Source organism: Bacillus sp. E214, from assembly GCF_008087365.1.
Lineage (GTDB): Bacteria > Bacillota > Bacilli > Bacillales > Pradoshiaceae > Pradoshia.
Map to the genome: position 1 here is coordinate 578,226 of NZ_VENN01000001.1, position 23,059 is coordinate 601,284.

Consider the following 23,059-nt stretch of genomic DNA (forward strand, 5'->3'; position numbering starts at 1 on the left):
AAGACATTTGAATACAGCTGGTTGTTATTCTAACTAATGAGCCAAAGCTGGATGGGGGAGTCGTATGAAAAAGAAAGAATCGCATTTGAGTATTTTAGTAGGGGCTGCCTTTTTAATGGCCACATCAGCGATCGGCCCAGGATTTTTAACACAAACGTCTGTATTTACTGAACAGCTATTGGCGAGTATGGGCTTTGTTATTTTGATATCCATTATTATAGATATTGGGGCACAGGTGAATATTTGGAGAATTATAGCTGTATCAGAAAAGAGGGCGCAGGATATAGCGAATGAATTACTACCGGGATTAGGTTATTTTTTAGCTACTTTAATTGTATTAGGGGGATTAGCATTTAATATTGGGAATATTGCGGGGGCAGGACTCGGTATCAATGTAATCACTGGGGTCGATGCAAAATGGGGTGCGCTTTTAAGTGGATTAGTTGCGGTAGGAATATTCTTAGTTCGTGAGGCTGGTAAAGTAATGGATCGGTTTGTACAAATTATGGGCTTTATTATGATTTTTCTTACTGTTTATGTAATGTTCACAGCTAATCCTCCCTATGCCAAAGCTCTTGTACATACAGTGTGGCCTGATGAGATTAATCTGCTGGCGATTGTCACATTGGTTGGAGGAACAGTCGGTGGTTATATAACTTTTGCGGGTGGGCACAGATTAATTGATGCCGGGTTGACTGGAAAACAAAATTTACCTCAAGTTACTAAGAGTGCGGTTAGTGCCATTGGCATTGCATCCATCATGCGAATATTTTTGTTTTTAGCAGTATTGGGAGTGGTTTCACAGGGCTTTGTTTTGGATGCCGGTAATCCGGCAGCCTCTGTCTTTAAGCAAGCTGCAGGGAATGTAGGATATAAAATGTTTGGGGTCATAATGTGGGCTGCTGCCATTACTTCAGTTATAGGTGCAGCATATACATCGGTTTCCTTTATCAAAACCTTTAGTAGTTTTGTTGATCGTTATCAAAAATGGTTTGTCATTGCTTTTATCGTTATTTCAACGGCAGTGTTCGCGACAATTGGCCAGCCTGTACAGATTCTCGTGCTGGTGGGGGCATTAAATGGTTTGATTCTTCCTGTGGCTCTTGGTGTTATGCTAATAGCAGCCTATAAGAAGAAAATAGTAGGAGACTATAAACAGCCTTTATGGCTTACTGTTTTTGGTGTAGTTATCGTTATTGGTATGGCGATAATGGGAGGTTATTCACTCATTAATGGTTTGTCACAATTGTTTTAGTAAATAATCTTTGATTAATGAGTCTCAATATCATTTAATCCATTGAGAAGTTATAACATCTAGATTTTAATCAAAACCCTAATTTCGTTCATATAATCTTTGTGAAAATCAGGGTCTTTTTATGTAATGTTCCGCATATATGGTTCGTGGCACGGATTCATTCATCGGTTAATTTTCCAGGAAAGGAATCAACTTATTGTATATTATATTCACCCCTGTTTATCACCGGTAATCAGCGGTGATTTAAGCGGATTTCCTTAGAGTTTTGCGCCTTTTTATACACCTTAAATTTATGGTTATTATACGTAAGTGCGTGGAATAAAATTTCATTTTACATCAATACAAAATGTTTTGTCAATAATTAATTTGTAAAAATATCAAAAAAATGGTATAATAGTTTTACAGTTGTTTTTTATCGTATTTCAAATTCCGCTGGACTTTTCTTTACAGATAGAATTTGCATACGTTTTTTTTTATATACTTTTATAAAACGAAGGAAAATTCAGATGTTTTTTAAGCTTTAAAGTAAGTTAGTTGAATAAAATTTTCAATAAACTATTTATCCCGTTCAAACTGGTGCTAAGACTCCGCCTTCAAACGTAAGCAGAAGCAATCACGGTTAAGGCGGAGATAAGCGTCGGTAAGAACCCGATTGGTTCAACGAATGCTCGGGAGGGGATGAAAGAAAACCTTCACCGAGCAAAGTTTCACTTTATTAGTAAACGAGTTTTTATATACAAGGAGGACTTTAATAATGAATCTAATCAATAAGAAAGTTACACACAAACGTTTTGGAACGGGTAGTATAGTTGGGCATAATGAGTCTAAAATTGAAATAAATTTCGAATCGGAAAATAAAATGTTTGTTTACCCTGATGTTTTTGGAGAGCATCTAAAACTACATGATAAAAGTGATGCTAAGTCACTCGAAGAAATTATACAAAAAAAGGAAGACGAACTAAAAGAGGAAGAATGGAAAAAGGAAGAAGAAAAAAAACTACAACGAAAAAAACAGGAACTTCGCGTAGAACACGAAAAACTTATGAAGCATCATAAGCTACATCCTGAATCACAAATGGTTTTTTGGTGTGACACAGAAGAACAGAATAGTTCTCTTTCAGAGTGGAAGGTTTTTTCGGGTGTAATAAAAAGCGGTAAAAACAAAGGAAATCCGAACAAGCCAGTCCGTTTACATCAAAATAGCGCTGTCCTGTTAACTGCAGTCGATTCCAATATGTCTGAAAAAGACAGACGTATCTTAGGTGTCTATATGGTGCATGAAAATTTTGTCGGAAAGATGTGTGAAGATGGAATTATTCCTGCTCATTCAAAATACAGAATCCAACTTACAGAAGAGGAATCAGATCAGTTGGCTTTCTGGGAATATTATGTAAATGAGAAAAATCCAGAAAAAATGACATGGAATACAGGTAAATACCGTTATTTCGATAATTTATGGATGGCTCAAATTTTACTTGCTATCATTTCGTTGAAAAGTGACCCGAATGAACGAGAACTTGCACAGCAATTCTTTAATCATTTTTGTAAAATGAATCAGATCATGGAACAAGATATACCAAAGCCTAATGGCGCTATAATGCGTACTTAGACGCTAGTCTAAAGATTAGTTGAAGACGAATAAAAAATAGCGAGCATATGTCATTAAAACCAACAGGATCATGTGTACACACATATAGTATACTCTAGGTTGAGTGAATGACACAGATTGAAACAGTTTTAATTCGAATGAAAGTACCCTAATCTCTGAGCGGAGATTAGGGTTTTTTATATGCCGTGTGAAAAAGTAAAATTAAAAATCTGATTTTTGATTTATAGGTATATGAACCACTTGATGTTATATTAAAATATTGGTGGAGACGTATATATAATTAATTTTATACTGTGAGTGGTTACTGAAGTGTAGATATATTTAAAAATTTGAATAGCTCTTTTGCAAACTATATTTGTTTTCGTGAACAATGAAACCTCAGTAAGAGAAGCTGGAACATTAGAAATTTGATTTTTTATTACCAAGGTAATGCTAATGACTTAAAGGTTGTTACAGTTGTCTGTCTAAATTTCCTTTCGTTTTTTAAGCCTAGAAATAGTGAGTTGAGTAATGAGAGAGAGGGATTATTTATGATTGGTGCGATTATAGGTGATGTTGTTGGATCTCGTTTTGAATTTAATAATCATCGTAGCAAGGAATTTGAGTTGTTTACCGAAGAGTGCCGAGTAACGGACGACAGCATTATGACTCTTGCGATTGCTAAAGCTTTTATGGAGACAGAAGGGTCTATTCACTCTTCTATCACTGCAAGGGATTATGACGGTGAGTACGAGACACTGCTTGAGAGTATGTCGATTACATTTATGCAAGAATTGGGGCGTAAATATCCGAATTGTGGGTTTGGTGGGATGTTTGCGAAATGGGTCTTCAGTGATAATCCCGAACCTTATAACAGTTTTGGAAACGGGGCAGCGATGCGAATAAGTCCTGTAGGTTTTTTAGCCAGAACCGAGAATGAAGCAAAGGATTTATCTAAGATTGTTACCAGAACAACCCATAATCATGAAGAGGGAATAAAGGGTGCTGAGGCTACCGCTCTAGCCATATTTATGGCGAGACGTGGATTTACCAAAAGTGAAATTAAAAATAGGATTAATGGTTATTACTATCATTTAGATTTCTCAATTGATCAAATCCGAGACACATACGTGTTTAATGAGATATGCCAAGAGACCGTTCCGCAAGCGATTGTTGCTTTTTTAGAATCAACGTCCTTTGAAGATGCAATTCGTAATGCCATTTCGATTGGTGGAGATAGTGATACTCTGGCAGCCATTACCGGCGCTATAGCGGAAGCGTATTACGGAGTACCTGAAACCCTGAAGGAAAAGGTATTAACCTATTTGGATGATGAACTGCAGTCTATTTACGATGACTGGTGTCTTTATAAGAACGAACATCACTCTGGTAAGTTCACAGTACTAACAAAATATATACCTAAAATTTGTGATACGGGTTCCTTTGGTGAATGGTTTATAGATCGAGAGTATAATGAAACACTAGGGCAATCCATCCAAATGCCATATGTCATGTATAAAAAGCTTATAAATTTATTTGTTAAGGAATTCTATCACTTTTCCGAATCCCATCCGGAATACAATTTGACCAGTTACAGTGATATTTTGGAGAGGAATGGTCTTAAATGGAATCAGGAAGCAATGCGTAATGCGGATGAGGATTCTCTCGATGCCCAATGTATCCTTGCACTCATTATGGGTGCCACTCGAGCGGAGCGATTCAGTGAGGGGGCTCTGCTAAGCTTTTTTGAGGATGGATGCATGGTGAAGTGGCTAAAAAGGTTGAAAACGATTGATGAGAATAATTCTACTGGTATTAATGGAATTTGTTAAACTGGTGAGTATCCGGAAAGAAGAATGTTAAGTACCAATATTGTGTAATTAATAAAGGATTATATCCAGAGTATTTTAAATAATCATCTGGGCGTAATCCTCACGTATATGTATCAATACATAACAATCGCATACTTTTTTTCTTCTTCCTCTTCATCAAAGATAAAGGCAAAGTTAAGTGTCACATCCACTCCATCTTCTGTTAACCAATTAAAAGGAAAAGTGGCAGGCTGAGCACTAGTTGTTAATCCATGCTTTAAAATTACCTTTCTTTCGAATGTGCTGAATGCTTCTTCAAGTCCGTGCTTCTGAAAATCGTATTCTGTTATTAAATAATTTTTTAATAAGGGCCAGCTGTAAAATTCAATCACGATAGAAACTCCTTTATTTGTATAGAATCAGGTTTATTATAAGTGTTGCTTGATGGATAAACAAATTCAAGTGCTTGATTACAACATATACATAAGTTTGAACCATTATTCTAAGAGCACAATGGCAGTAAAGCCTTTGTGTTTTTATTCGTTATAAAAATTAATATACGATATTTGATACCGTAGCTGTTAATTCACTTTTTCTCTTTTATATAATTACAAACTTTAATCTGACCAACCAATCAGGTATAAAAAATCGTTAAATAACTTGAATTAACGTTTAATTATAAGAATTTAGAGAAATTATATTAATATAGAATAAATGCTCTTATTAAGAGAAATAGACTTATAAAATCGAAAACAAGCTAATGTGAAGGAGAGAGGGCAAATGGTCAAAGGACTAGGAATTGACTTGGGAACAACTTTTTCATGTGTGGCGTATATCGATGAAAACCAAAATCCAATTGTATTAAAAAATGCAGAAGGCAATGCTACAACACCATCTGTTGTTTATTTTGAATCACAGGAAAATATTGTAGTAGGAGAAGTAGCAAAACAAAGCTTGGTATCTGAACCGGATAATACGGTAGCCTTTATTAAGCGTGATATGGGGAAAATAGACGATGAAACAAAGGCGCCAATTATGAGAACAATTCATGGAATAAGTATGTCTCCACAAGAGATTTCGGCAAAGATTCTTACGAAAATAGTCAAGGATGCTAATGCTGAGCTAAGGAAAATAGGGAAATTAAGTGATGGAAATCCAGATATTAAGGATGTGGTGATTACCTGTCCTGCCTATTTTGGTATGGCTGAAAGAGAGGCAACTAAGGCTGCAGGCAAGATTGCAGGTTTAAATGTAATGAATATTATCCCAGAGCCTACAGCTGCAGCATTAAATTATGCTCATGTTAATAAGGGTAAAGAACAAACCGTTATGGTTTATGATTTAGGCGGAGGTACATTTGACGTTACGATTATTGAAGTCCACGATGGTATTCCGCGAGTTATTTGTACAGATGGTAGTCATACATTAGGCGGGAAAGATTGGGATGATGCACTTGTTCAATATTTTGCTGAAAAATATATAGAAGAAAAGGGTGAAGACCCTAGAGAAAACCTGGATATCTTACAGGAGTTATTTTTAAAGGCGGAACAAACTAAAATAACTCTGAGCAACAGAGAATCAGCACCAATTATGATTATTGGTGATTCAGGACGAATAAACTTTACGATGACACGCAACGAATTTGATGAAAAAACGAAGGATCTATTAGAAAGAAGTATTAGTTATACAGATAAATGTTTGAAAATTGCTGCAGCGAAAAAATATGGAAAAGATATTGAAGCTATAACGAATGAAGAAATAAATAAATATCTTCATGAAGAACTTACCGACATATTATTAGTCGGGGGTTCTTCCAAAATGCCTCAAGTATCAAAATTAATTCAGAGTAAATATGGTATTAAAGCAAAAGAAGCAGACTTGGATGAGGCTGTTGCAAAGGGAGCGGCCATTTGTGCAAGCAATGATTATGTGGAATTCAGTGAAGAAGACTGGCAATTGGTAAAAAAATCAGTTGGCGAGCAAGATTATGATTTTGTGAAAGAAGCGATTCAGGAGGGAAATGAAAGCATAATCAAACAGTATGAAGATGTACTGCCAAGACATATGGTTCAAAAGCAAGAATCGCGTGGCATGATTTTTACAAATGTTTCTCCAAGAACATACGGAACAGCAGCCTATGAAAGCTCTTCCAGAGATAAACTAGTAATCTTTAATTTTATAAAAAGAAATGATGAACTTCCACAAAAACAAACCCTGATGTTTTATACGATGGATGAAGGGCAAGTTGGAGTGGATATTGACGTATATGAATCATTTACTATGAGTGCAAAGGCTGAACTTGAAGAAGGTAATAAAATTGGATCAGGAATACTTGAGTTTCCAAATAGCATGCCGAAGGGAACACCTATTGAGATCACACTTCGCATGAATAGTGCTGGTTTATTGGAAGTTAGTGCCTTTCATAAAGAAACAAATAGTATGTATAATGGTACTTTTGATGTTTCGAACTCTTTATCCACTGAGGAAACAAAACGAGCTATAGAACGTAATAAACACCAATCATTCAATTAAGAAGAAAATCATACAACCTTGGAATGTGGTGATTGATATGACGAATGATAATTATTTTGATTTGTTTAAACTTAAAGTGGATGAGTCGCTGATATTAAATCCTACTTCTGAGTATGAAGAGCAAATAAATAAAGCTTTTTTAGAAACGGAAAACAGATGGAAGCAATTAAAGCTAAAACATTTAGGTAAGAAAAGCGATGAAGCGTCTGAAAATTTAAAGAGATTGAAAGCACATGAATTTGATATTTTAAAAAATCCGACAGAACGACAACGGTATTACTTGAAAATTAAAGAGGAGAAGCAATCGGAACTAAAAACTAGATTAATCGAATCTAATGAAGAGGATATGGATCTTGAAGCTTTAAAGAAACAATACCATCAATATCTAGATGAATCGGAAATTGAAAAAATAGTCAAAGAGATATTTAAAGCTAAAGAAAGACCAGATGAAGCCATATCAATGAATCTACTTAATAAGCTAGCCATTTATGAAAATGAATTGAAACAGTTAGGAGAAGTGAATTTATTTACTGCTTTTGGATTTGATGAAAAAGTAAACTATGAAACAGTCAAAAATAAAATCAAGCAAAAACAAGATGATTTACAAAAAATATATGATGAGCACCCAAATGATAGTAGTTATAAAAAATATATTAATAAGAAGGATATCCTGAAAAAGTTTGAAAAAGAAGTGTTCTTAACAAATGATTTCAAAGATCACTATGAGGAATATAAACATTTTCTAAAATATTCAATGTTTATCCAATTATTACTGAATATGAAAGATAAGGATATTACTACCATTTATTTCAAAGATATTTTATTGGAGAAAGTAAAAGAAGAAGGTATCGATGAAAAAAAATTCATCTTGTTTTTATTAAAAAACCACAAGTATTTTGGCATTAAAGGTATTTCTCCTGTTACGGATTATTATATCGCCAATGTCGGGCATAAGGATTTTGGAGAGGAAGATACTCAACAAACATTGCAAAAAGTTCTTTCTATAAAAGATTATGAGTATCATTGTGGTCGTGAGGCATTAAAAAATAAAGAGTTTGATAAAGCTTTTGAGCATTTTAAAGAATCTAATATTATTGATCACAGTTATGCACTGTATGAATTAGCTGAATTATATTATACAGGTACAGATAGCCTTCCTAGGGATCTGAATAGGGCAATAAAATTACATGAAGAGGCGATAAATAAAAACAATTCTAAAAAAGGAAATAATAAAAATTCGTTGTATCGGATAAGTCAGATGTGTTTCAGTGGAGAGGGTTGCGTAAAAAATGAACAAGTTGGTTTTAGTCATTTAAAGGAATTTGTCAATAATTTGCATGCTTCGAATGATTTTTACAATCAAGCTCATTTAGATTTAGGTGACTGTTATTATAAAGGGAAAGGCACTACTAAGAATTATAAAAAAGCACTGGTTCATTACAACAAAGTAAGTGATGAAACGGCTAAAGGAAGAATAAGAAAAATAGAGCGAGAGATTACTTATAGGCCAATTATAATGATTGGGATAACTTCAGGTTCTTATATTTTATTGTGTTTAGTATCTTTGTATTATTTACAAGAAGTTCTTCCAACTGATTTTAATATAGCTAATGTATTAATCTATTTTGGGATATTATTTGCATGGATGATCTTTACAAGCTTGTATTTCTATATAAATCCATCATGGTTAAATCAACTAATCAAGTTTGATAATATAAGGACACTTCAGGCAAAGATTGTACAATATATATATTTAAATAAAAAGCGGATATTAACCATAGCGATATTATTGTTTGGATGTGTTTGTTTCTTGTTGTTTTACACGGAGGGGTTAATTAAACCTTGGTTAACTGAAGCAGACGTTGGAGAAATCCCGGAATTTTTATCCCTCCTATTAAATTATGGAGTAAACTGGGTTTCTGTGGGAATATATTTAATAGTGTTGTTTCCTCTATATATTATTAAGGAAGTTCATAGTCCAAATGACGCAATTAAGGTCAATGTTAAAACAATCATTTTTGACGGAGTAAAAACTTATTTATTCGCATCAGGTATCTATTATGCTATCCAGTGGTCTGCAGAAAACGTATTAACAGAGTTTAGTGTATTAAAGTATATTGGAATAAGTATTTTTTTGTTGATAATCGTATCAATAATTAATACTACAAAAATAATTAATCGGTTATTTAATGGAAAGTTAACCGTATATGTATTTGCGGTGTTATTGTTGTACGGTTCATTAACTTGTGCATTAGTGGCTGAAAATAACGGGGACTTGCCAATAGCTACTACATTGCTGCAAGTCGCGTTTACCTCTCTTTTTATAGAGACAAAGAACCCATAAATTATTTTTTGACCTTGGGTTAGTCGTTTTGCTAATTAATACAAGAAATGATTCAATAAATAATACGTTAAATTAACTTTAATACCATCTAATTGGTAATGGTATAGTTAGCTCTATATGAAAATAAATTTCATTATATAATTAACAGACCTCCAATTGTAAAAACAATTGGAGGTCTTTCGTTCTTTAAGATTATAGGTAAAGAATATTAATACTACAGGCTAGATTAAGACCTATTTGCTTTATCTAATTCGGCTCCCAAAAATTTTGCGAGCTCAAGCATTCCATATAGGCCTGCCTCAGCTTCGGCGTCGGAATTATAGTTTGTATTTGTATTGATATCATATGTGTAAATCATTCCATCCTGATCACGGATAAACTCAATTCCGGCAATGTCAATACTTGCTGAGGTAAGAAATTCTTCGTATTTCGCAATAATAGGATCATTGAAATCCTTAATAATTTTAAATTGCGGAGATATATCCTCTTGTTCTCCAACTGGGCAAAATAAATCCTCTATTTGGCAGGCATCGGCAGGACATAATTCAAAACCTTTTGATGTATCAACACGAACAGCATAAAGAAATTTTCCTCCAATAAATTCACAACGGGTTATTGAAGAATCAGGAGAGAGGATATATTGCTGTATGAGTGTGATCCCATCTACTGGCTCTTCAAAAAGAGGGCTGTTTACGTATTCCTCTAGGGCTTCTACAGATTGAAATAGCTGCACACCAAGACCTTTTCCAGCTCTGTTGTGTTTAGTAATAAAAGGTGTCATTCCAAGTTTTTTAGCGGCAGAAATGATATTACTCCGACCGACAGCTGCAATCGTGGCAGGAGTTTTGATACCTGAAGCTTGAAGAGCTGTATATTGATTGATTTTGCTGATTTCCATTCCTAAAGCCTTTGAACCGTTAAATACTTTTCGATTATGACGTTCGAGCCAGTTGATTACTCCGCTAGCAAGTTCAGGTGCATAACGGTGTCCGCGTGTGTGGGATGACGCACTCATACGGTTGTAAAAAATACCATCTGGCGGTGTATCCGTCAAATCGACTAAGCCCTCAGCTAAATGCCAGTTTTTGTATGGAAGGTTTAATTCTTCCATTCTATTAATTAAATGATTGGTCCAGTCATCATTTTCATGAATGATATGTATATGTGTCATTAGGAAAATCTCCCTCTAGTTTTCGTCAATTTATGAAAATCATACCATTTAACTTGGAATTGGGTCAAATGTTGAAATTTAGGAAAAATAATTATTGCAGTGGAAAAACCGTTTGGCAAAGTTTATACTGTTGATTGAGAAAGAGATTAAAAGGGAGATACCATGCCAAATTTTTCGCCATACAGATATTTTTCAAAAAAAGACTGGGCTAACTTGCGATTTAATACGCCAATGACATTGACTCAATCGGAAATAGAAGAACTTCAAGGTGTTAATGAAAAGCTTTCTGTTGAGGAAATTACGACTATTTATCTGCCGTTAACCCGTTTATTAAATTTATATGTGAACTCATCACAAATGCTGCACACGGTCACGGACACATTCTTTGGGAATACCACAAGAAAAGTGCCATATGTTATTGGTGTAGCAGGAAGTGTGGCTGTAGGGAAAAGTACAACAGCCCGTATTATTCAGGCTCTTTTATCCCGATGGCCAAATACTCCACAGGTAGAAATTATCACAACCGATGGATTCCTCTATCCTAATGCTGTGCTGGAGGAACGAGGAATAATGGACAAAAAGGGCTTTCCTGAGAGTTATAATACGAAGGAATTAATCAAGGTTTTATCTAGAATTAAAGCTGGTCATCCAAAAGTGAAGGCACCTATATATTCGCATCTATATTATGATATAATGCCTAACCAATATACCGTCATCCAACAACCGGATATCGTCATCGTGGAAGGAATTAATGTTCTGCAAACTCCTAAACAGGATGATCATTTTCCAAGTGTTTACGTATCAGACTTCTTCGACATCTCCATCTATGTCGATGCCACTGAAAATAATATTTATAATTGGTATGTTGAACGTTTTAAAACGCTTCGTAAAACCGCTTTCGCCAATCCGGAGTCTTATTTCCATCGTTATGCCGATTTGACGGATGAAGAAGCAGACGAAATTGCAACAAATATTTGGAACACCATTAATAAAATCAACTTGGACTTAAATATTGCTCCAACTAAAACGAGAGCGAACATTATTCTTAAGAAGGATTCAGATCATTCTATTTCCTCGGTGAAATTGAGAAAGATTTAAAAGGATGTACTCATAGGGAGCAGGTGAACTATGGCAACTGAGAAACAGAAAATGATTAATGGAGAATTATATAGGCCACTAGATGAAGAGCTCGTCCATGACCGTCTCCGTGCCAGGAAGCTTACGAGACTATATAATCAGACGATAGAAACTGATTATGCAGAACGAACCGCTTTATTAAAAGAGTTATTCGGTTCAACCGAAAAAAATTGCTATATTGAACCGACTTTTCGGTGTGATTATGGGTACAATATTCATGTTGGTGAAAACTTTTATGCTAATTTTGATTGTGTTATCTTAGATACATGCGAAGTGCGAATTGGTCAAAATTGTATGCTTGCACCTGGTGTTCATATTTATACTGCTACACACCCGCTCAACCCTGATGAACGAAATTCCGGTAAAAGAATATGGAAAGCCGGTCACAATTGGTGACAATGTATGGATTGGTGGTCGGGCGGTTATTAATCCAGGAGTTACAATTGGTAACAATGTAGTGGTAGCATCAGGAGTTGTTGTAACGAAAGATATTCCAGATGATGTGGTTGTTGGCGGTAACCCAGCCCGCATTATAAAACGAATTGATAAAGAATAAGATTCTATTCCCGTTTACATAATGAGTTGTGTAGGAAGAATAATATTCCTTGGTGCTATTATTCCATTGATAAATGAACTTATTGTTAAAATGAGATTATTTTGATTACATTATATGGGTACTTTTGATAAAATTTAATTAATAGTTTAAGATATAATAGCACTTATAACTTCAAATGAAGTACGAACAAAATTGAGGATGTGAAGAATGAAGAAACATATACCAAATTTATTGACTTTAGGAAATCTTTATTGTGGTTATCTGTCCATTTCTTACATTATCAGCGGGGATGTGCGAAATGCGACTATACTCATTTTTATTGCATTGATGCTTGATGCGCTGGATGGAAGAATGGCAAGAATTTTAAGGGTAGCCGATGATATGGGAAAACAGCTTGATTCATTGGCTGATATTGTATCATTTGGGGTCGCGCCTGCCTTTTTAGCATCTTATACATATTTATACGATTTTGAACAATATGGTCTTTTGATTGCCGGTTTGTTCCCGCTTTTTGGATGTTATCGACTTGCAAGATTTAATATTACGCCTACTGAGGAATCATTAAAGCATTTTAAAGGAATCCCAATTACATTTGCAGGGGGACTTGTTGCCTTTTTAGTACTATTTGAAAACTGGATTCATGTCAGCGTATTTGTCATTATATTCTTTAGTTTGGCAATCTTGATGGTCAGTACCATTAAAATCCCAAGCTTCAAAAAGGTAAAATTAAATTATTATACGGTCATTATAACTTTATTCCTATTGTATATGTTTTATCTTATTGCAAAGTCAGGGTTTAAAAGTGTTCCTGAATTTTTCTATGTTGCCATTGCTATTTATATTATCTTTATCATTGCCAGATACATAAAAGGTAAGACACCTAAGTTTCGTCTGAAAAAAATGAGAACGATTCGGGTCAGAAAAAAGAAAATTAATAAAGGAATGAAAAAGAAATAATGATCTATTGAGTCTACTGCACCTTATATTCCTTTTTGGTTTCTATGACATAGAAAGTTAAAAGGCATTCAGGTTTTAAAAATAAGAAGACTCATATTCAAACGTTTTATGATCCTCTGAGCTTTTTCACACCCCAAATGTTGGATTTCGAATCTGACTTTTGGGGTGTTTATTTATGGTTAATTTTTGAGAAATGGATAGCTGGGGAAGAATCCTATGTAACAATCGGAAAGAAAGGGTAGGATTCAGATTTAGATATGGAGTCTGAAAATTAAGACATCCGAGATAAGCTATCCTGCAACTATTTCTAGCTATTATCCTAAGTAAATGAAATTGATTGTTTGACAGCATAAGTGAAGGTGAGGGTTTTTATGAATTCATTTTTAGCATTAATCAAATATCTAAAGTCATACAAGTTAATTGTATTGCTTGGCCCCTTATGTATGATTGTGGAAGTAACTATGGACCTGATTCAGCCGACAATCATGCAAAATATTATTGATAAAGGGATTGCTTCGAGTGATAGTCGTTATGTAGTAACAATGAGTATATTTATGCTGTTCTCTGCAATTATAGGGCTGCTTGGTGGTATGGGAAGTACGATATTCAGTACGCGCTCAGCGATCCATTTTTCAACTGACCTTCGCAGAGATGTTTTCGAAAAAATTGATTACTTTTCTGGAGAAAATACAGATAAATTCGGTGCTGGAAAACTGATTACTATTATGACGAATGATATATCAGCCGTGCAGCAGGCTGTCATGATGACCTTACGTATATTTGTTCGTGGCCCAATTATGTTTATTGGCAGTATTATTATTGTGTTTTTTACTGCCAGAGAACTTTTTCCAATTCTTCTGGCAGTTGTACCTGTATTAACAATATTAATCGTTTTATTTACATGGAAGGCCGGTCATCTTTTTCAAATGGTGCAGAAGGCAATTGATCGTGTCAATACGAAATTACAGGAAAACCTTGCTGGAATCAGGGTAATTAAAGCATTCGGTACACAGAACCATGAAATGAAACAATTTCAGATTGTTAATAAGGAATTAACAGCGGTCAATATCCGTGCTGACCAAGTCATTATGGGGTTAATGCCCATACTATTGTTTATCGTTAACATGGGAATAGTTGCGGCTATTTGGATGGGTGCGATTAAGGTTGATAACGGAAGCTTGAATGTGGGAGTAATTGTAGCATTTATAAATTATTTAACAATCATTTTGAACTCCCTTATGACAAGCAGTAATGTTCTCATGCAAATCACTAGAGCTTTTCCATCTGCAGGGCGGATTGTTGATGTATTGAATACAGAGCAAGACATTAAACAATCTGACCAACCGCTTGTTCCTGTACCGGATAAAGGTACTTTGGAATTCAAAAATGTGAGTTTTAGTTATAGCAAAAATGGGGAGAAAGTTCTTTCTAATGTTTCTTTTAGTGTACCGAGTGGACAAACACTTGGAATCATTGGAGCAACAGGTAGCGGAAAGACAACGCTGGTCAAATTACTACCTAGACTTTATGACGTGGATGAAGGGCAAATCCTGTTGAATGGAATAGATATCAAAGATATGGATATACAAGAATTACGAAAGTCCGTCGGATTTGTACCGCAGAAAGCGTTGTTATTTTCTGGAACTATTAGTCAGAATTTAACTCAGGGTAATGAAAATGCAACAAAGGACGACATGACAGAAGCTCTTCAAAATGCTGAAGCCCTTCAATTTGTAGAACAATTAGACCCGGATTATGCATATGAACTCACTCAGGGGGCAACTAACCTATCAGGTGGCCAAAGACAAAGAATATCCATTGCTCGGGCTTTTATACGGAAGCCATCCGTAATTATATTGGATGATTCTACTTCAGCGGTGGATGCGATATCAGAAAGCCGTATCAGAAAAGTATTGATAAATAAATATCCGGATTCAACTAAAATTATTATTTCTTCAAAGCTTTCATCATTAAAACATGCGGATCAAATTTTGGTTCTTGAGGATGGTAAAGTAACTGGAATTGGCAGCCATAGTGATCTTTACCAAAAAAATGAACTCTATCGTGAATTATGCTCTATACAGAGTGAGCAGGGGGTGAGCCATCTATGAGCCAGCAGACGCAAACTCAAAAACAAGTGAATATGAGACCAGGTCACAGACATTCATTTGGGCCTAAAAGCAAGGCAAAACATCAAAAGGAAACGGTCCTAAGAATATGGACCTATCTTAAAAGGCGAAAATTAACACTGTATGCGTCAATCATATGCGTACTATTTTCGACTGTGTTCAGTTTGCTTGGTCCTTATTATATTGGTATCACAATTGATGAATATGTACTTGTTAAAGATGTAGATGGTTCTATTCGAATGACTTTGCTATTAGCCGTTATTTATATAGCAGGTGCGATTCTTACCTGGCTCCAGCAAAACTTGATGATACATATTTCATTAAAAACGATTCGGACAATTAGAGAAGAATTATTTTCAACCCTGCATACATTAAGCCTCCGATTTTTTGATAAACGCTCATCCGGCGATTTAATGAGCCGGGTAACCAACGATATTGATAATTTAAATAATGCATTAAGCCAAAGTGTAGTCCAGATTTTTTCTTCCTTACTGACAATCATTGGTGTCTCAATCGCCATGTTTGCATTAAATTGGGTGTTGGCTATTGTCTCATTTCTTGTGATACCCCTTATGATTTTTACATCCAAAAAGATTATCCAAGTGAGCAGCCGTAATTATGCCAAGAGGCAGCAAAATTTAGGTAACCTGAATGGGTATGTAGAAGAAGCAATAAGCGGCAAAGAGGTCATCACTCTTTTTGGACGAGAGCAGGAGACTATCAAGGAGTTTAAAAAGATCAATGAGGACTTGCGTGAATCGGCTATACAGGCTGATACATATGGTGGTTTTCTCGGCCCTGTCAATAACTTTATCAATAATCTCGGCCTTAGCTTGATTATTGGCACTGGGGCCATCATGTCGGTGCATGGGCTGACAACAATAGGTGTAATCGCTGCTTTTGTTACGTATTCAAGATTATTTTTCAGACCGATCAATCAGTTATCCAATTTGATGAATACGATTCAATCCGCTATAGCAGGAGCTGAGCGTGTGTTTGAGATAATGGATGAAGTACCTGATTTAAAGAATAAAAGGGGAGCTATACCAGCGACTTCTATAAAAGGGAATGTCCGATTTAAAGGTGTTCGATTTGGCTATGAGAAAGAGAAGGAAATTATAAAAGGTATTTCCTTAGAAGCTAAAAGCGGACAAACCATAGCATTGGTAGGCAAAACTGGTTCAGGAAAAACGACTATTATTAATCTGCTATCAAGATTCTATGATCGATTAAGCGGTGAAATATGGATTGATGACAGATTAATAGAGGATTATTTAGTCGAAGATTTAAGAAAAAGGATAGGAATCGTTCTACAGGAAACATATTTGTTTTCTGGAACAATCATGGAGAATATCCGTTATGGTAAACTGGATGCCTCTGATGAGGAGGTCATTCGAGCTGCTAAGATTGCTGCTGCACACCAGTTTATTAAACATTTGCCAAATCAATATAATACAGTCATCACATCGGGTGGTATCAACTTAAGCCAGGGTCAAAGGCAATTAATCTCGATTGCACGAGCGGTTTTAGCAGATTCAGATATTTTAATATTGGATGAAGCCACTTCAAGTATTGATACACGCACAGAAATAGCCATTCAAAACGGAATGAAGAATTTGACTAAGGGTCGTACAACCTTTGTAATTGCACACCGCTTAAAAACAATCGAGAATGCTGACTGTATATATGTCATCGATGATGGGTTGATTGTGGAACATGGAACTCATAACGAGCTTATTCAAAATAAAGGGTATTATCACAGACTATATGAAAGCCAATTCACGACTTGATTTCACTATATAATATGCTTTTCAAAAGAAGAGCAATGGATTTACTTCCGTTGCTCTTTTTTCGTTCAAACTGGAGTCAAGATCCTCACTTCAAACGAATGAGAAGCAATAACGAATAGTGGGAGACTAGCGGATTAGTTCAACTGACGCTAGAGCCCTGCACCGAGCATGTATACTATCTTGCTTTCGGTCTTACAATTACATTCATCAGTACAGGGATATTTCTGCCAAGAATAAAACTGTACTTTACTTCCAAAAAAGTACAAATTGCATTCAAAAAAGAAATTTATAATAGGAAGAATGATTGCCTAATATCATAAACAGCACGATATCGAGATAAATACATCGGTTGCCCAGAAATATCAAACTAGCTAAGAATAGAGAAATAATATTTTTTATAGATGCTCCTTTTTAGCTTCTTTATTTATATATAAGAGGTGAAAAGGAGGTGAGAACATGGAAAACCAATTTTTAGAGTTAACAAAGCTGCAAATTGAATTTGTTGTTGGGGTTGATGCACAAGGGGAACCAATCACCCAAAAAAGAACACTATCCAATATTAATAATGGGGCGGATGGTGAAGCATTAAAACGATGTGCAAATGCGATTATCTCTCTTCAAGTCCATGAAGTAGCAGGGGTAAGGCGCTTGGATACTTGGCAAATCTAGTATCGGTAGAAGGGAATATCGGATAGAAAGGAGGGGCTACAGATGGAAAATGTTCTAGAATTATATTTTCTAACAGAAGAAGGTAAAACTGCTAAACTATCAATTGATAACCCAAAAATGCCAGTTGACCAAGAAGCGGTTAGACAGGCAATGGATATCATTATTGAATCGAAAGTATTCTTAACAAAATCAGGTTTTTACGTTAGTAAAGAAGAAGCACAGTTAGTTGAAACAGCAAAAACCGAATATTCATTTATGTAATTGATGAACAGATGGCTAATCCAAATAAGCTGGATTAGCCATTTTTTAAGGATTGAGCGAGGAGGTGGCAATCCGTGAACGATTTAATTCCGTTAATTAAAGATGTGGGTTTCCCTATTGTGGTAACCGTTTATCTTTTATACCGTATTGAAGGGAAGCTGGAGATGCTGAATAATTCCATACAATCATTGCCTTTAATGCTTAGTGAACTGATCAAAAAATAATTATAAGGCTTGCCATCAGTAAGAATGGCAAGCTTTTTTTATTGGGCCATCACTCATTGCGAATACTAAGTGCCAGTGTAGTAAGTGCAAGTGATACGTATGAAATAACAACCGCTTTCAACACCAATACAGCTCTCTGGCTTCGGCTTTCTAGTTTTATCCTATATGTTTTATTTTCTACCTAATTAACATTTCTATATTAATTCCTTTTAACTTTTTAAGGTTTAAAAATAATGAATCAGTGGTATTTTTTGAAAAATGTGTATTTTTATATATGTTTATGTATATATGAAACCATTAGACAAAGAGATGAGGTAGAGATGATGGCTGATAACCATATTCAAAACAAAAAAGACAAGCAATTAGATGATTTTAGAGTGGATAATAGTGAAAAAAAATTAACAACCAATCATGGTGTACGAGTTTCTGAAGATGAACATTCTTTAAAAGCGGGTGACCGTGGACCGACTCTCATGGAGGATTTTCATTTTCGGGAAAAAATGACGCATTTTGACCATGAGAGAATTCCGGAACGAATTGTCCACGCTCGTGGTTTTGGTGCACATGGTTATTTTCAGGTGTATGAACCAATGACGAAGCTGACCAAAGCAAGTTTTTTGCAGGATCCATCTAAAAAAACACCAGTCTTTGTACGATTTTCCACTGTGGCAGGCTCCAGGGGATCTGCTGATTCTGTAAGGGATGCCCGTGGATTTGCAACCAAATTTTATACGGATGAAGGTAATTTTGATCTCGTAGGAAATAATATTCCTGTATTTTTCATTCAGGATGCGATTAAGTTTCCAGATTTAGTTCATTCCTTTAAGCCTGAGCCACACAATGAGATGCCTCAAGCAGCAACAGCCCACGATACTTTTTATGATTTTGTTGTAAATAATACTGAATCTGCACATATGGTTCTATGGACGAACTCTGATAGGGGTATACCTAGAAGCTATCGGATGATGGAAGGGTTTGGTGTCCATACATTTAGACTTGTAAATGAACAAGGAGAAGCCCATTTTGTTAAATTCCATTGGAAACCAATACTTGGGGTCCATTCTCTTGTCTGGGATGAAGCGCAAAAAATCGCAGGTAAAGATCCTGATTTTCATCGTCGTGATTTATATGAAGCGATTGAAATGGGAAATTATCCAGAGTATGAGTTTGGTATTCAGGTAGTTAAGGAAGAAGATGAATTTAAGTTTGATTTCGATATACTGGATCCTACTAAAGTGTGGCCAGAAGAACTCATACCTGTACAGAAAATAGGTAAAATGACGCTTAATAAAAATGTGGATAATGTATTTGCGGAAACGGAACAGGCGGCATTCCATATTGGTCATATTGTACCGGGAATTGATTTTACCAATGATCCATTATTACAGGGGCGTCTATTCTCTTATACGGATACACAGCTGTTAAGGCTTGGGGGACCGAACTTCCAACAAATTCCGATTAACCGCCCGATTTCACCCGTACACAATCACCAACGTGACGGATATCATCAAATGCGTATCGATAAAGGACAGGTTAGCTACAATAAAAATGGGTTAGCCAATAATTCTCCATCACCGGCCTCTCTTGAAGAAGGCGGTTTCGAGCATTATCAGGAAAAGGTAGATGGATCTAAAGTTCGGAAGAGAAGTGAAAGTTTTAAGGATCACTACAGCCAAGCTAAATTATTTTGGAACAGCATGTCTTCAGTAGAAAAACAACATATCATCGATGCATTCCGCTTTGAGCTTGGTAAATGTCTAAGTAAGGATATCCAACAACAAGTTGTTAATATGTATGCGAATGTGGATCATTATTTGGCTGAACAAATTGCGATTGGTTTAGGTCTTGAGGTACCATCAAATACTGAAGTTAAAGAATCAAAAGTAATTGATTCATCACCTGCACTCAGTCAATTGAATACAACCATGGGTGCCGCGACAAGAAAGGTTGCTGTCCTTGTCCATAATGGATTTGATGGAATTGATTTAAAACAGGCGCTGGTAGCCTTTGAGGAGGCTGGTTTAATTGCTGAAATTGTTTCTGAGAACCAAGGAGAAATAACTAGCGCTAATGGAGCTGTGTTAAAGGTAGACCAGACGTTTTTGACAACAGATTCAGTTTTATATGATGCTGTCTATCTTGCTTCGGGTCAACATAGTGTAGATGCTCTAAAAACGATCAACAAGGTGAATGAGTTTATAATGGATGCATTCAATCACTTTAAAGCAATAGGTGCCCCAAAAGAAGCTGCAGATTTGGTTGCTCCATTTATCCGGACATCTAATGGAGCTGCCGGTATTATTACCTCGGCTTCTGATGAACCAATAAATAAGTCAGTTGAGCAGTTTATTGAAGCGGTTGCTAAGCATCGCCACTGGGATCGTATTCAATAAGAAAGTTCAAATATTGATTAAAAAGCCTCTAATCCACAACAACGGATTTAGAGGCTTTTTGTCAGTTAGGAAATATGAATAGGATCTTGTTTTTTTGTCTGATGAGCGAATTTTTTCTCCCATGGACGGCTGTGCCAGCGTTTGACTGCAAAGATTGCACGGAACCATTCGTCAATTCCCTGAGCAATCCATATTCCGAGTAAACCAAGCCCGAATGTAATGCCAAACAAATACCCGAAACCTACAGTAAATGTCCACATAGATAAAATGCCGATAATGACTGGGAAACGAACATCCCCTGCTGATTTTAATGAGCTCATTAAAACAATGTTGACAGCTCTGCCAGGTTCAACAAAGGCAATTCCCCAGAGAACAGGCAAAGCAATCGCTAAAATGGCCGCATTAGATGTAAATAACTCAATCAATGAATTTCCCATTAGTGCAAATGTCAGTGACACAGCTGTAGAGGCAAATACAGCTATTTTTACGGTTTTCATTCCTCTTTTTAAGGCCTGATCAAAGTGACCGCCCCCTATATATCTTGCAACCAACAGTTGTGTTCCCTCGCCAATCGCAACGCTGAATAAATAACAGAGCATTGTAATATTCGTTAAATAAACACGTGCAACTAATGAAGCATCACCGAGGGTGGCAACGAAAGCAGTTACCAACAGCTGTGAAAAATGATAGGATAAATTTTCACCGGCAGAGGGAATACCTATTTGAAAAAGATTTTTCATGTCTTCAGTGTTAATATGAAATAAATCACTTAATCGGAAGCGCAATGCAAGCTCTTTGGCAACGATCATTATTAAAGCGACCACTGCAAAACTTCGAGCAATAACCATCGTCCATGAAACACCAGTCACACCGGTTATCGGAAGATTGAATACTCCGTAAATACTAATGACATAGCCTAGTGTGCTGATAATATTCATAAAGAGTGAAACATACATAGGTTCCTTTGTTCTTCCATGGCTCCTGAGAATAGCGCTTAGAACAAGTGAAATTGACTCAAGAAATAAAGAAAATCCAACAATCCTTATGAATAGAAGAGCATAGTCATAAACCTCTCCGCTAATGTCAAATAAATTCAATAAACTCTGCCCGAAAATAACTACAATAAGAGATATGAGGACACCAAACCATACATTAATGCTAAATGCAGATCTTGATAATTGTCTTGCTTTATCAAGACGCTGTGCCCCGATCCTTTGTCCAATTAAGATCATCGCACCAATAGAAGAGACATTAAAAACTAAGATAAAAATACTTATTAATTGGTTGGCGACACCTACTCCTGCTGCAGCTAGGTCAGAATAATGTCCAAGCATCAATGTAGCCAGTAACCCCATTGCTATATGTAAGCTAAGCTCTATAAATAAAGGCCATGATATAGAAAAAAGCGATTGATTTTTTAAATTTTCTGTATTTACCAATCCGTCTGACTCCTTTAGTTTAAATTAAACACCTAATAAATCATTCTATAATACTTTACCATTATATGTATAGAAGAGATTATGAAAACATGAGTTTTATCTTTTGGAAGTATCTTTTATCTGGGGGATTTGGTTCGTTTTCAAGTATAATGAACCAAAAACAAAGGGTGAATAAAGGATGAATATAAAAGGGATTAATCATTTGTTATTTTCCGTATCCAATCTGGATCAATCCATTTTATTTTATGAACAAGTGTTCGAAGCGAAATTACTTGTAAAAGGGAGAACAACTGCATATTTTAATTTTAATGGTTTATGGTTAGCATTGAATGAAGAAAAAATGATACCTCGGAGGGACATAGAATATTCATATACCCACATAGCTTTCTCCGTAGAAGAAGCAGATTTCGATGAGTGTATAAATCACTTAAAAAAGTTAAACGTGAATATTCTTCCAGGAAGAATAAGAGATCTAAAAGATCAGCGATCCGTTTATTTTACTGATCCTGATGGACATAAATTTGAGTTCCATACTGGGAATCTTGATGATCGTCTTTCCTATTATAAAGAAGCGAAAACCCATATGAAGTTTTTTTAGTTGATGTGAAAGCAGCTTAAAGTAATCATTATTCTATATTTATTAAGCTTGGATGCCAATGATAATGTATTCACGCAGCATTTAAAAAAAGATAAAATGATTGAAACTTGTTCCTTAATTCTAACTTTTTTGCCGTTACGAATATTACACGTTTCATAGATAAACGTTTGAGGAAAAGAATGATTTTCTTGTTATTAGAAGGTTG

17 protein-coding genes and 1 pseudogene are annotated in these 23,059 nt (G+C 35.6%); 15 read left to right on the plus strand and 3 right to left on the minus strand.

Going from position 1 to position 23,059, the window contains the following annotated elements:
• Positions 1-64 precede the first annotated feature (64 nt).
• The 3 genes from FHY47_RS02760 to FHY47_RS02770 all read left to right on the plus strand — a co-directional run bounded on the left by FHY47_RS02760 (position 65) and on the right by FHY47_RS02770 (position 4,675).
• Entirely contained in the window at positions 65-1,255 is a 1,191-nt protein-coding gene (locus FHY47_RS02760; RefSeq protein ID WP_066099928.1) for an NRAMP family divalent metal transporter, read from the plus strand.
• 754 nt (positions 1,256-2,009) lie between these two features.
• Positions 2,010-2,864, plus strand: coding sequence for a malate synthase (locus FHY47_RS02765; RefSeq protein WP_066099925.1), 855 nt, complete (start codon positions 2,010-2,012; stop codon positions 2,862-2,864).
• Between the two features lie 530 nt (positions 2,865-3,394).
• On the plus strand, positions 3,395-4,675 hold the full coding sequence (locus tag FHY47_RS02770) for an ADP-ribosylglycohydrolase family protein (protein WP_148629606.1): 1,281 nt from the start codon (positions 3,395-3,397) through the stop codon (positions 4,673-4,675).
• Between the two features lie 113 nt (positions 4,676-4,788).
• Here FHY47_RS02770 and FHY47_RS02775 read toward each other — a convergent pair whose 3' ends face one another.
• Positions 4,789-5,046, minus strand: a complete 258-nt coding sequence (locus FHY47_RS02775; protein ID WP_148629607.1) for a hypothetical protein — start codon at positions 5,044-5,046, stop codon at positions 4,789-4,791.
• Between the two features lie 388 nt (positions 5,047-5,434).
• Here FHY47_RS02775 and FHY47_RS02780 point away from each other — a divergent pair, with 388 nt between their 5' ends.
• Both FHY47_RS02780 and FHY47_RS02785 read left to right on the plus strand, forming a co-directional pair.
• Positions 5,435-7,186, plus strand: a complete 1,752-nt coding sequence (locus tag FHY47_RS02780; protein ID WP_066099917.1) for an Hsp70 family protein — start codon at positions 5,435-5,437, stop codon at positions 7,184-7,186.
• Between the two features lie 37 nt (positions 7,187-7,223).
• Positions 7,224-9,530: an SEL1-like repeat protein gene (locus FHY47_RS02785; protein ID WP_148629608.1), complete on the plus strand. Its 2,307-nt coding sequence runs from the start codon at positions 7,224-7,226 to the stop codon at positions 9,528-9,530.
• 226 nt (positions 9,531-9,756) lie between these two features.
• Here the strand turns inward: FHY47_RS02785 and FHY47_RS02790 are convergent, their stop codons facing one another.
• Positions 9,757-10,701: an ATP-grasp domain-containing protein gene (locus FHY47_RS02790; protein WP_066099910.1), complete on the minus strand. Its 945-nt coding sequence runs from the start codon at positions 10,699-10,701 to the stop codon at positions 9,757-9,759.
• 162 nt (positions 10,702-10,863) lie between these two features.
• On the opposite strand from FHY47_RS02790, the gene coaA reads away from it, so the two are divergent.
• From coaA to FHY47_RS02835, 9 genes and pseudogenes are all read left to right on the plus strand, one after another.
• A complete protein-coding gene (gene coaA, locus FHY47_RS02795) occupies positions 10,864-11,799 on the plus strand; it encodes a type I pantothenate kinase (protein WP_066099908.1) in 936 nt (311 codons plus the stop codon).
• Between the two features lie 30 nt (positions 11,800-11,829).
• A pseudogene (gene maa, locus FHY47_RS02800) lies at positions 11,830-12,394 on the plus strand (maltose O-acetyltransferase).
• Positions 12,395-12,601: 207 nt separating this feature from the next.
• Positions 12,602-13,351 carry a CDP-diacylglycerol--serine O-phosphatidyltransferase gene (gene pssA / locus FHY47_RS02805; protein WP_066099906.1) on the plus strand — a complete coding sequence of 250 codons (750 nt, stop codon included), beginning with the start codon at positions 12,602-12,604 and terminating at the stop codon, positions 13,349-13,351.
• A 371-nt stretch (positions 13,352-13,722) separates the two neighbouring features.
• A complete protein-coding gene (locus FHY47_RS02810; protein WP_148629609.1) occupies positions 13,723-15,462 on the plus strand; it encodes an ABC transporter ATP-binding protein in 1,740 nt (579 codons plus the stop codon).
• Between the two features lie 32 nt (positions 15,463-15,494).
• Positions 15,495-17,270, plus strand: coding sequence for an ABC transporter ATP-binding protein (locus tag FHY47_RS02815; RefSeq protein ID WP_225983715.1), 1,776 nt, complete (start codon positions 15,495-15,497; stop codon positions 17,268-17,270).
• Between the two features lie 456 nt (positions 17,271-17,726).
• Positions 17,727-17,939 (plus strand): DUF1659 domain-containing protein, encoded by a 213-nt coding sequence (locus tag FHY47_RS02820; protein ID WP_066099901.1) that lies wholly within the window; start codon positions 17,727-17,729, stop codon positions 17,937-17,939.
• A 42-nt stretch (positions 17,940-17,981) separates the two neighbouring features.
• Positions 17,982-18,200 (plus strand): DUF2922 domain-containing protein, encoded by a 219-nt coding sequence (locus FHY47_RS02825; protein ID WP_066099898.1) that lies wholly within the window; start codon positions 17,982-17,984, stop codon positions 18,198-18,200.
• 74 nt (positions 18,201-18,274) lie between these two features.
• Positions 18,275-18,424: a YvrJ family protein gene (locus tag FHY47_RS02830; RefSeq protein ID WP_066099896.1), complete on the plus strand. Its 150-nt coding sequence runs from the start codon at positions 18,275-18,277 to the stop codon at positions 18,422-18,424.
• A 323-nt stretch (positions 18,425-18,747) separates the two neighbouring features.
• Complete coding sequence (locus FHY47_RS02835; RefSeq protein ID WP_148629610.1) at positions 18,748-20,817, plus strand: catalase; 2,070 nt, start codon at positions 18,748-18,750, stop codon at positions 20,815-20,817.
• Positions 20,818-20,882: 65 nt separating this feature from the next.
• Here the strand turns inward: FHY47_RS02835 and FHY47_RS02840 are convergent, their stop codons facing one another.
• Positions 20,883-22,256 carry an MATE family efflux transporter gene (locus tag FHY47_RS02840; protein ID WP_225983684.1) on the minus strand — a complete coding sequence of 458 codons (1,374 nt, stop codon included), beginning with the start codon at positions 22,254-22,256 and terminating at the stop codon, positions 20,883-20,885.
• 178 nt (positions 22,257-22,434) lie between these two features.
• Between FHY47_RS02840 and fosB the strand changes: the two genes are divergently transcribed.
• Positions 22,435-22,854: a metallothiol transferase FosB gene (gene fosB / locus FHY47_RS02845; RefSeq protein ID WP_140461336.1), complete on the plus strand. Its 420-nt coding sequence runs from the start codon at positions 22,435-22,437 to the stop codon at positions 22,852-22,854.
• Positions 22,855-23,059 lie beyond the last annotated feature (205 nt).

Coding starts and splice junctions, on each gene's coding strand:
- FHY47_RS02760 (WP_066099928.1), top strand. CDS start 65: ATGAAAAAGAAAGAATCGCATTTGAGTATTTTAGTAGGGGCTGCCTTT.
- FHY47_RS02765 (WP_066099925.1), top strand. CDS start 2,010: ATGAATCTAATCAATAAGAAAGTTACACACAAACGTTTTGGAACGGGT.
- FHY47_RS02770 (WP_148629606.1), top strand. CDS start 3,395: ATGATTGGTGCGATTATAGGTGATGTTGTTGGATCTCGTTTTGAATTT.
- FHY47_RS02780 (WP_066099917.1), top strand. CDS start 5,435: ATGGTCAAAGGACTAGGAATTGACTTGGGAACAACTTTTTCATGTGTG.
- FHY47_RS02785 (WP_148629608.1), top strand. CDS start 7,224: ATGACGAATGATAATTATTTTGATTTGTTTAAACTTAAAGTGGATGAG.
- FHY47_RS02790 (WP_066099910.1), bottom strand. CDS start 10,701: ATGACACATATACATATCATTCATGAAAATGATGACTGGACCAATCAT.
- coaA (WP_066099908.1), top strand. CDS start 10,864: ATGCCAAATTTTTCGCCATACAGATATTTTTCAAAAAAAGACTGGGCT.
- pssA (WP_066099906.1), top strand. CDS start 12,602: ATGAAGAAACATATACCAAATTTATTGACTTTAGGAAATCTTTATTGT.
- FHY47_RS02810 (WP_148629609.1), top strand. CDS start 13,723: ATGAATTCATTTTTAGCATTAATCAAATATCTAAAGTCATACAAGTTA.
- FHY47_RS02815 (WP_225983715.1), top strand. CDS start 15,495: ATGAGACCAGGTCACAGACATTCATTTGGGCCTAAAAGCAAGGCAAAA.
- FHY47_RS02820 (WP_066099901.1), top strand. CDS start 17,727: ATGGAAAACCAATTTTTAGAGTTAACAAAGCTGCAAATTGAATTTGTT.
- FHY47_RS02825 (WP_066099898.1), top strand. CDS start 17,982: ATGGAAAATGTTCTAGAATTATATTTTCTAACAGAAGAAGGTAAAACT.
- FHY47_RS02835 (WP_148629610.1), top strand. CDS start 18,748: ATGGCTGATAACCATATTCAAAACAAAAAAGACAAGCAATTAGATGAT.
- fosB (WP_140461336.1), top strand. CDS start 22,435: ATGAATATAAAAGGGATTAATCATTTGTTATTTTCCGTATCCAATCTG.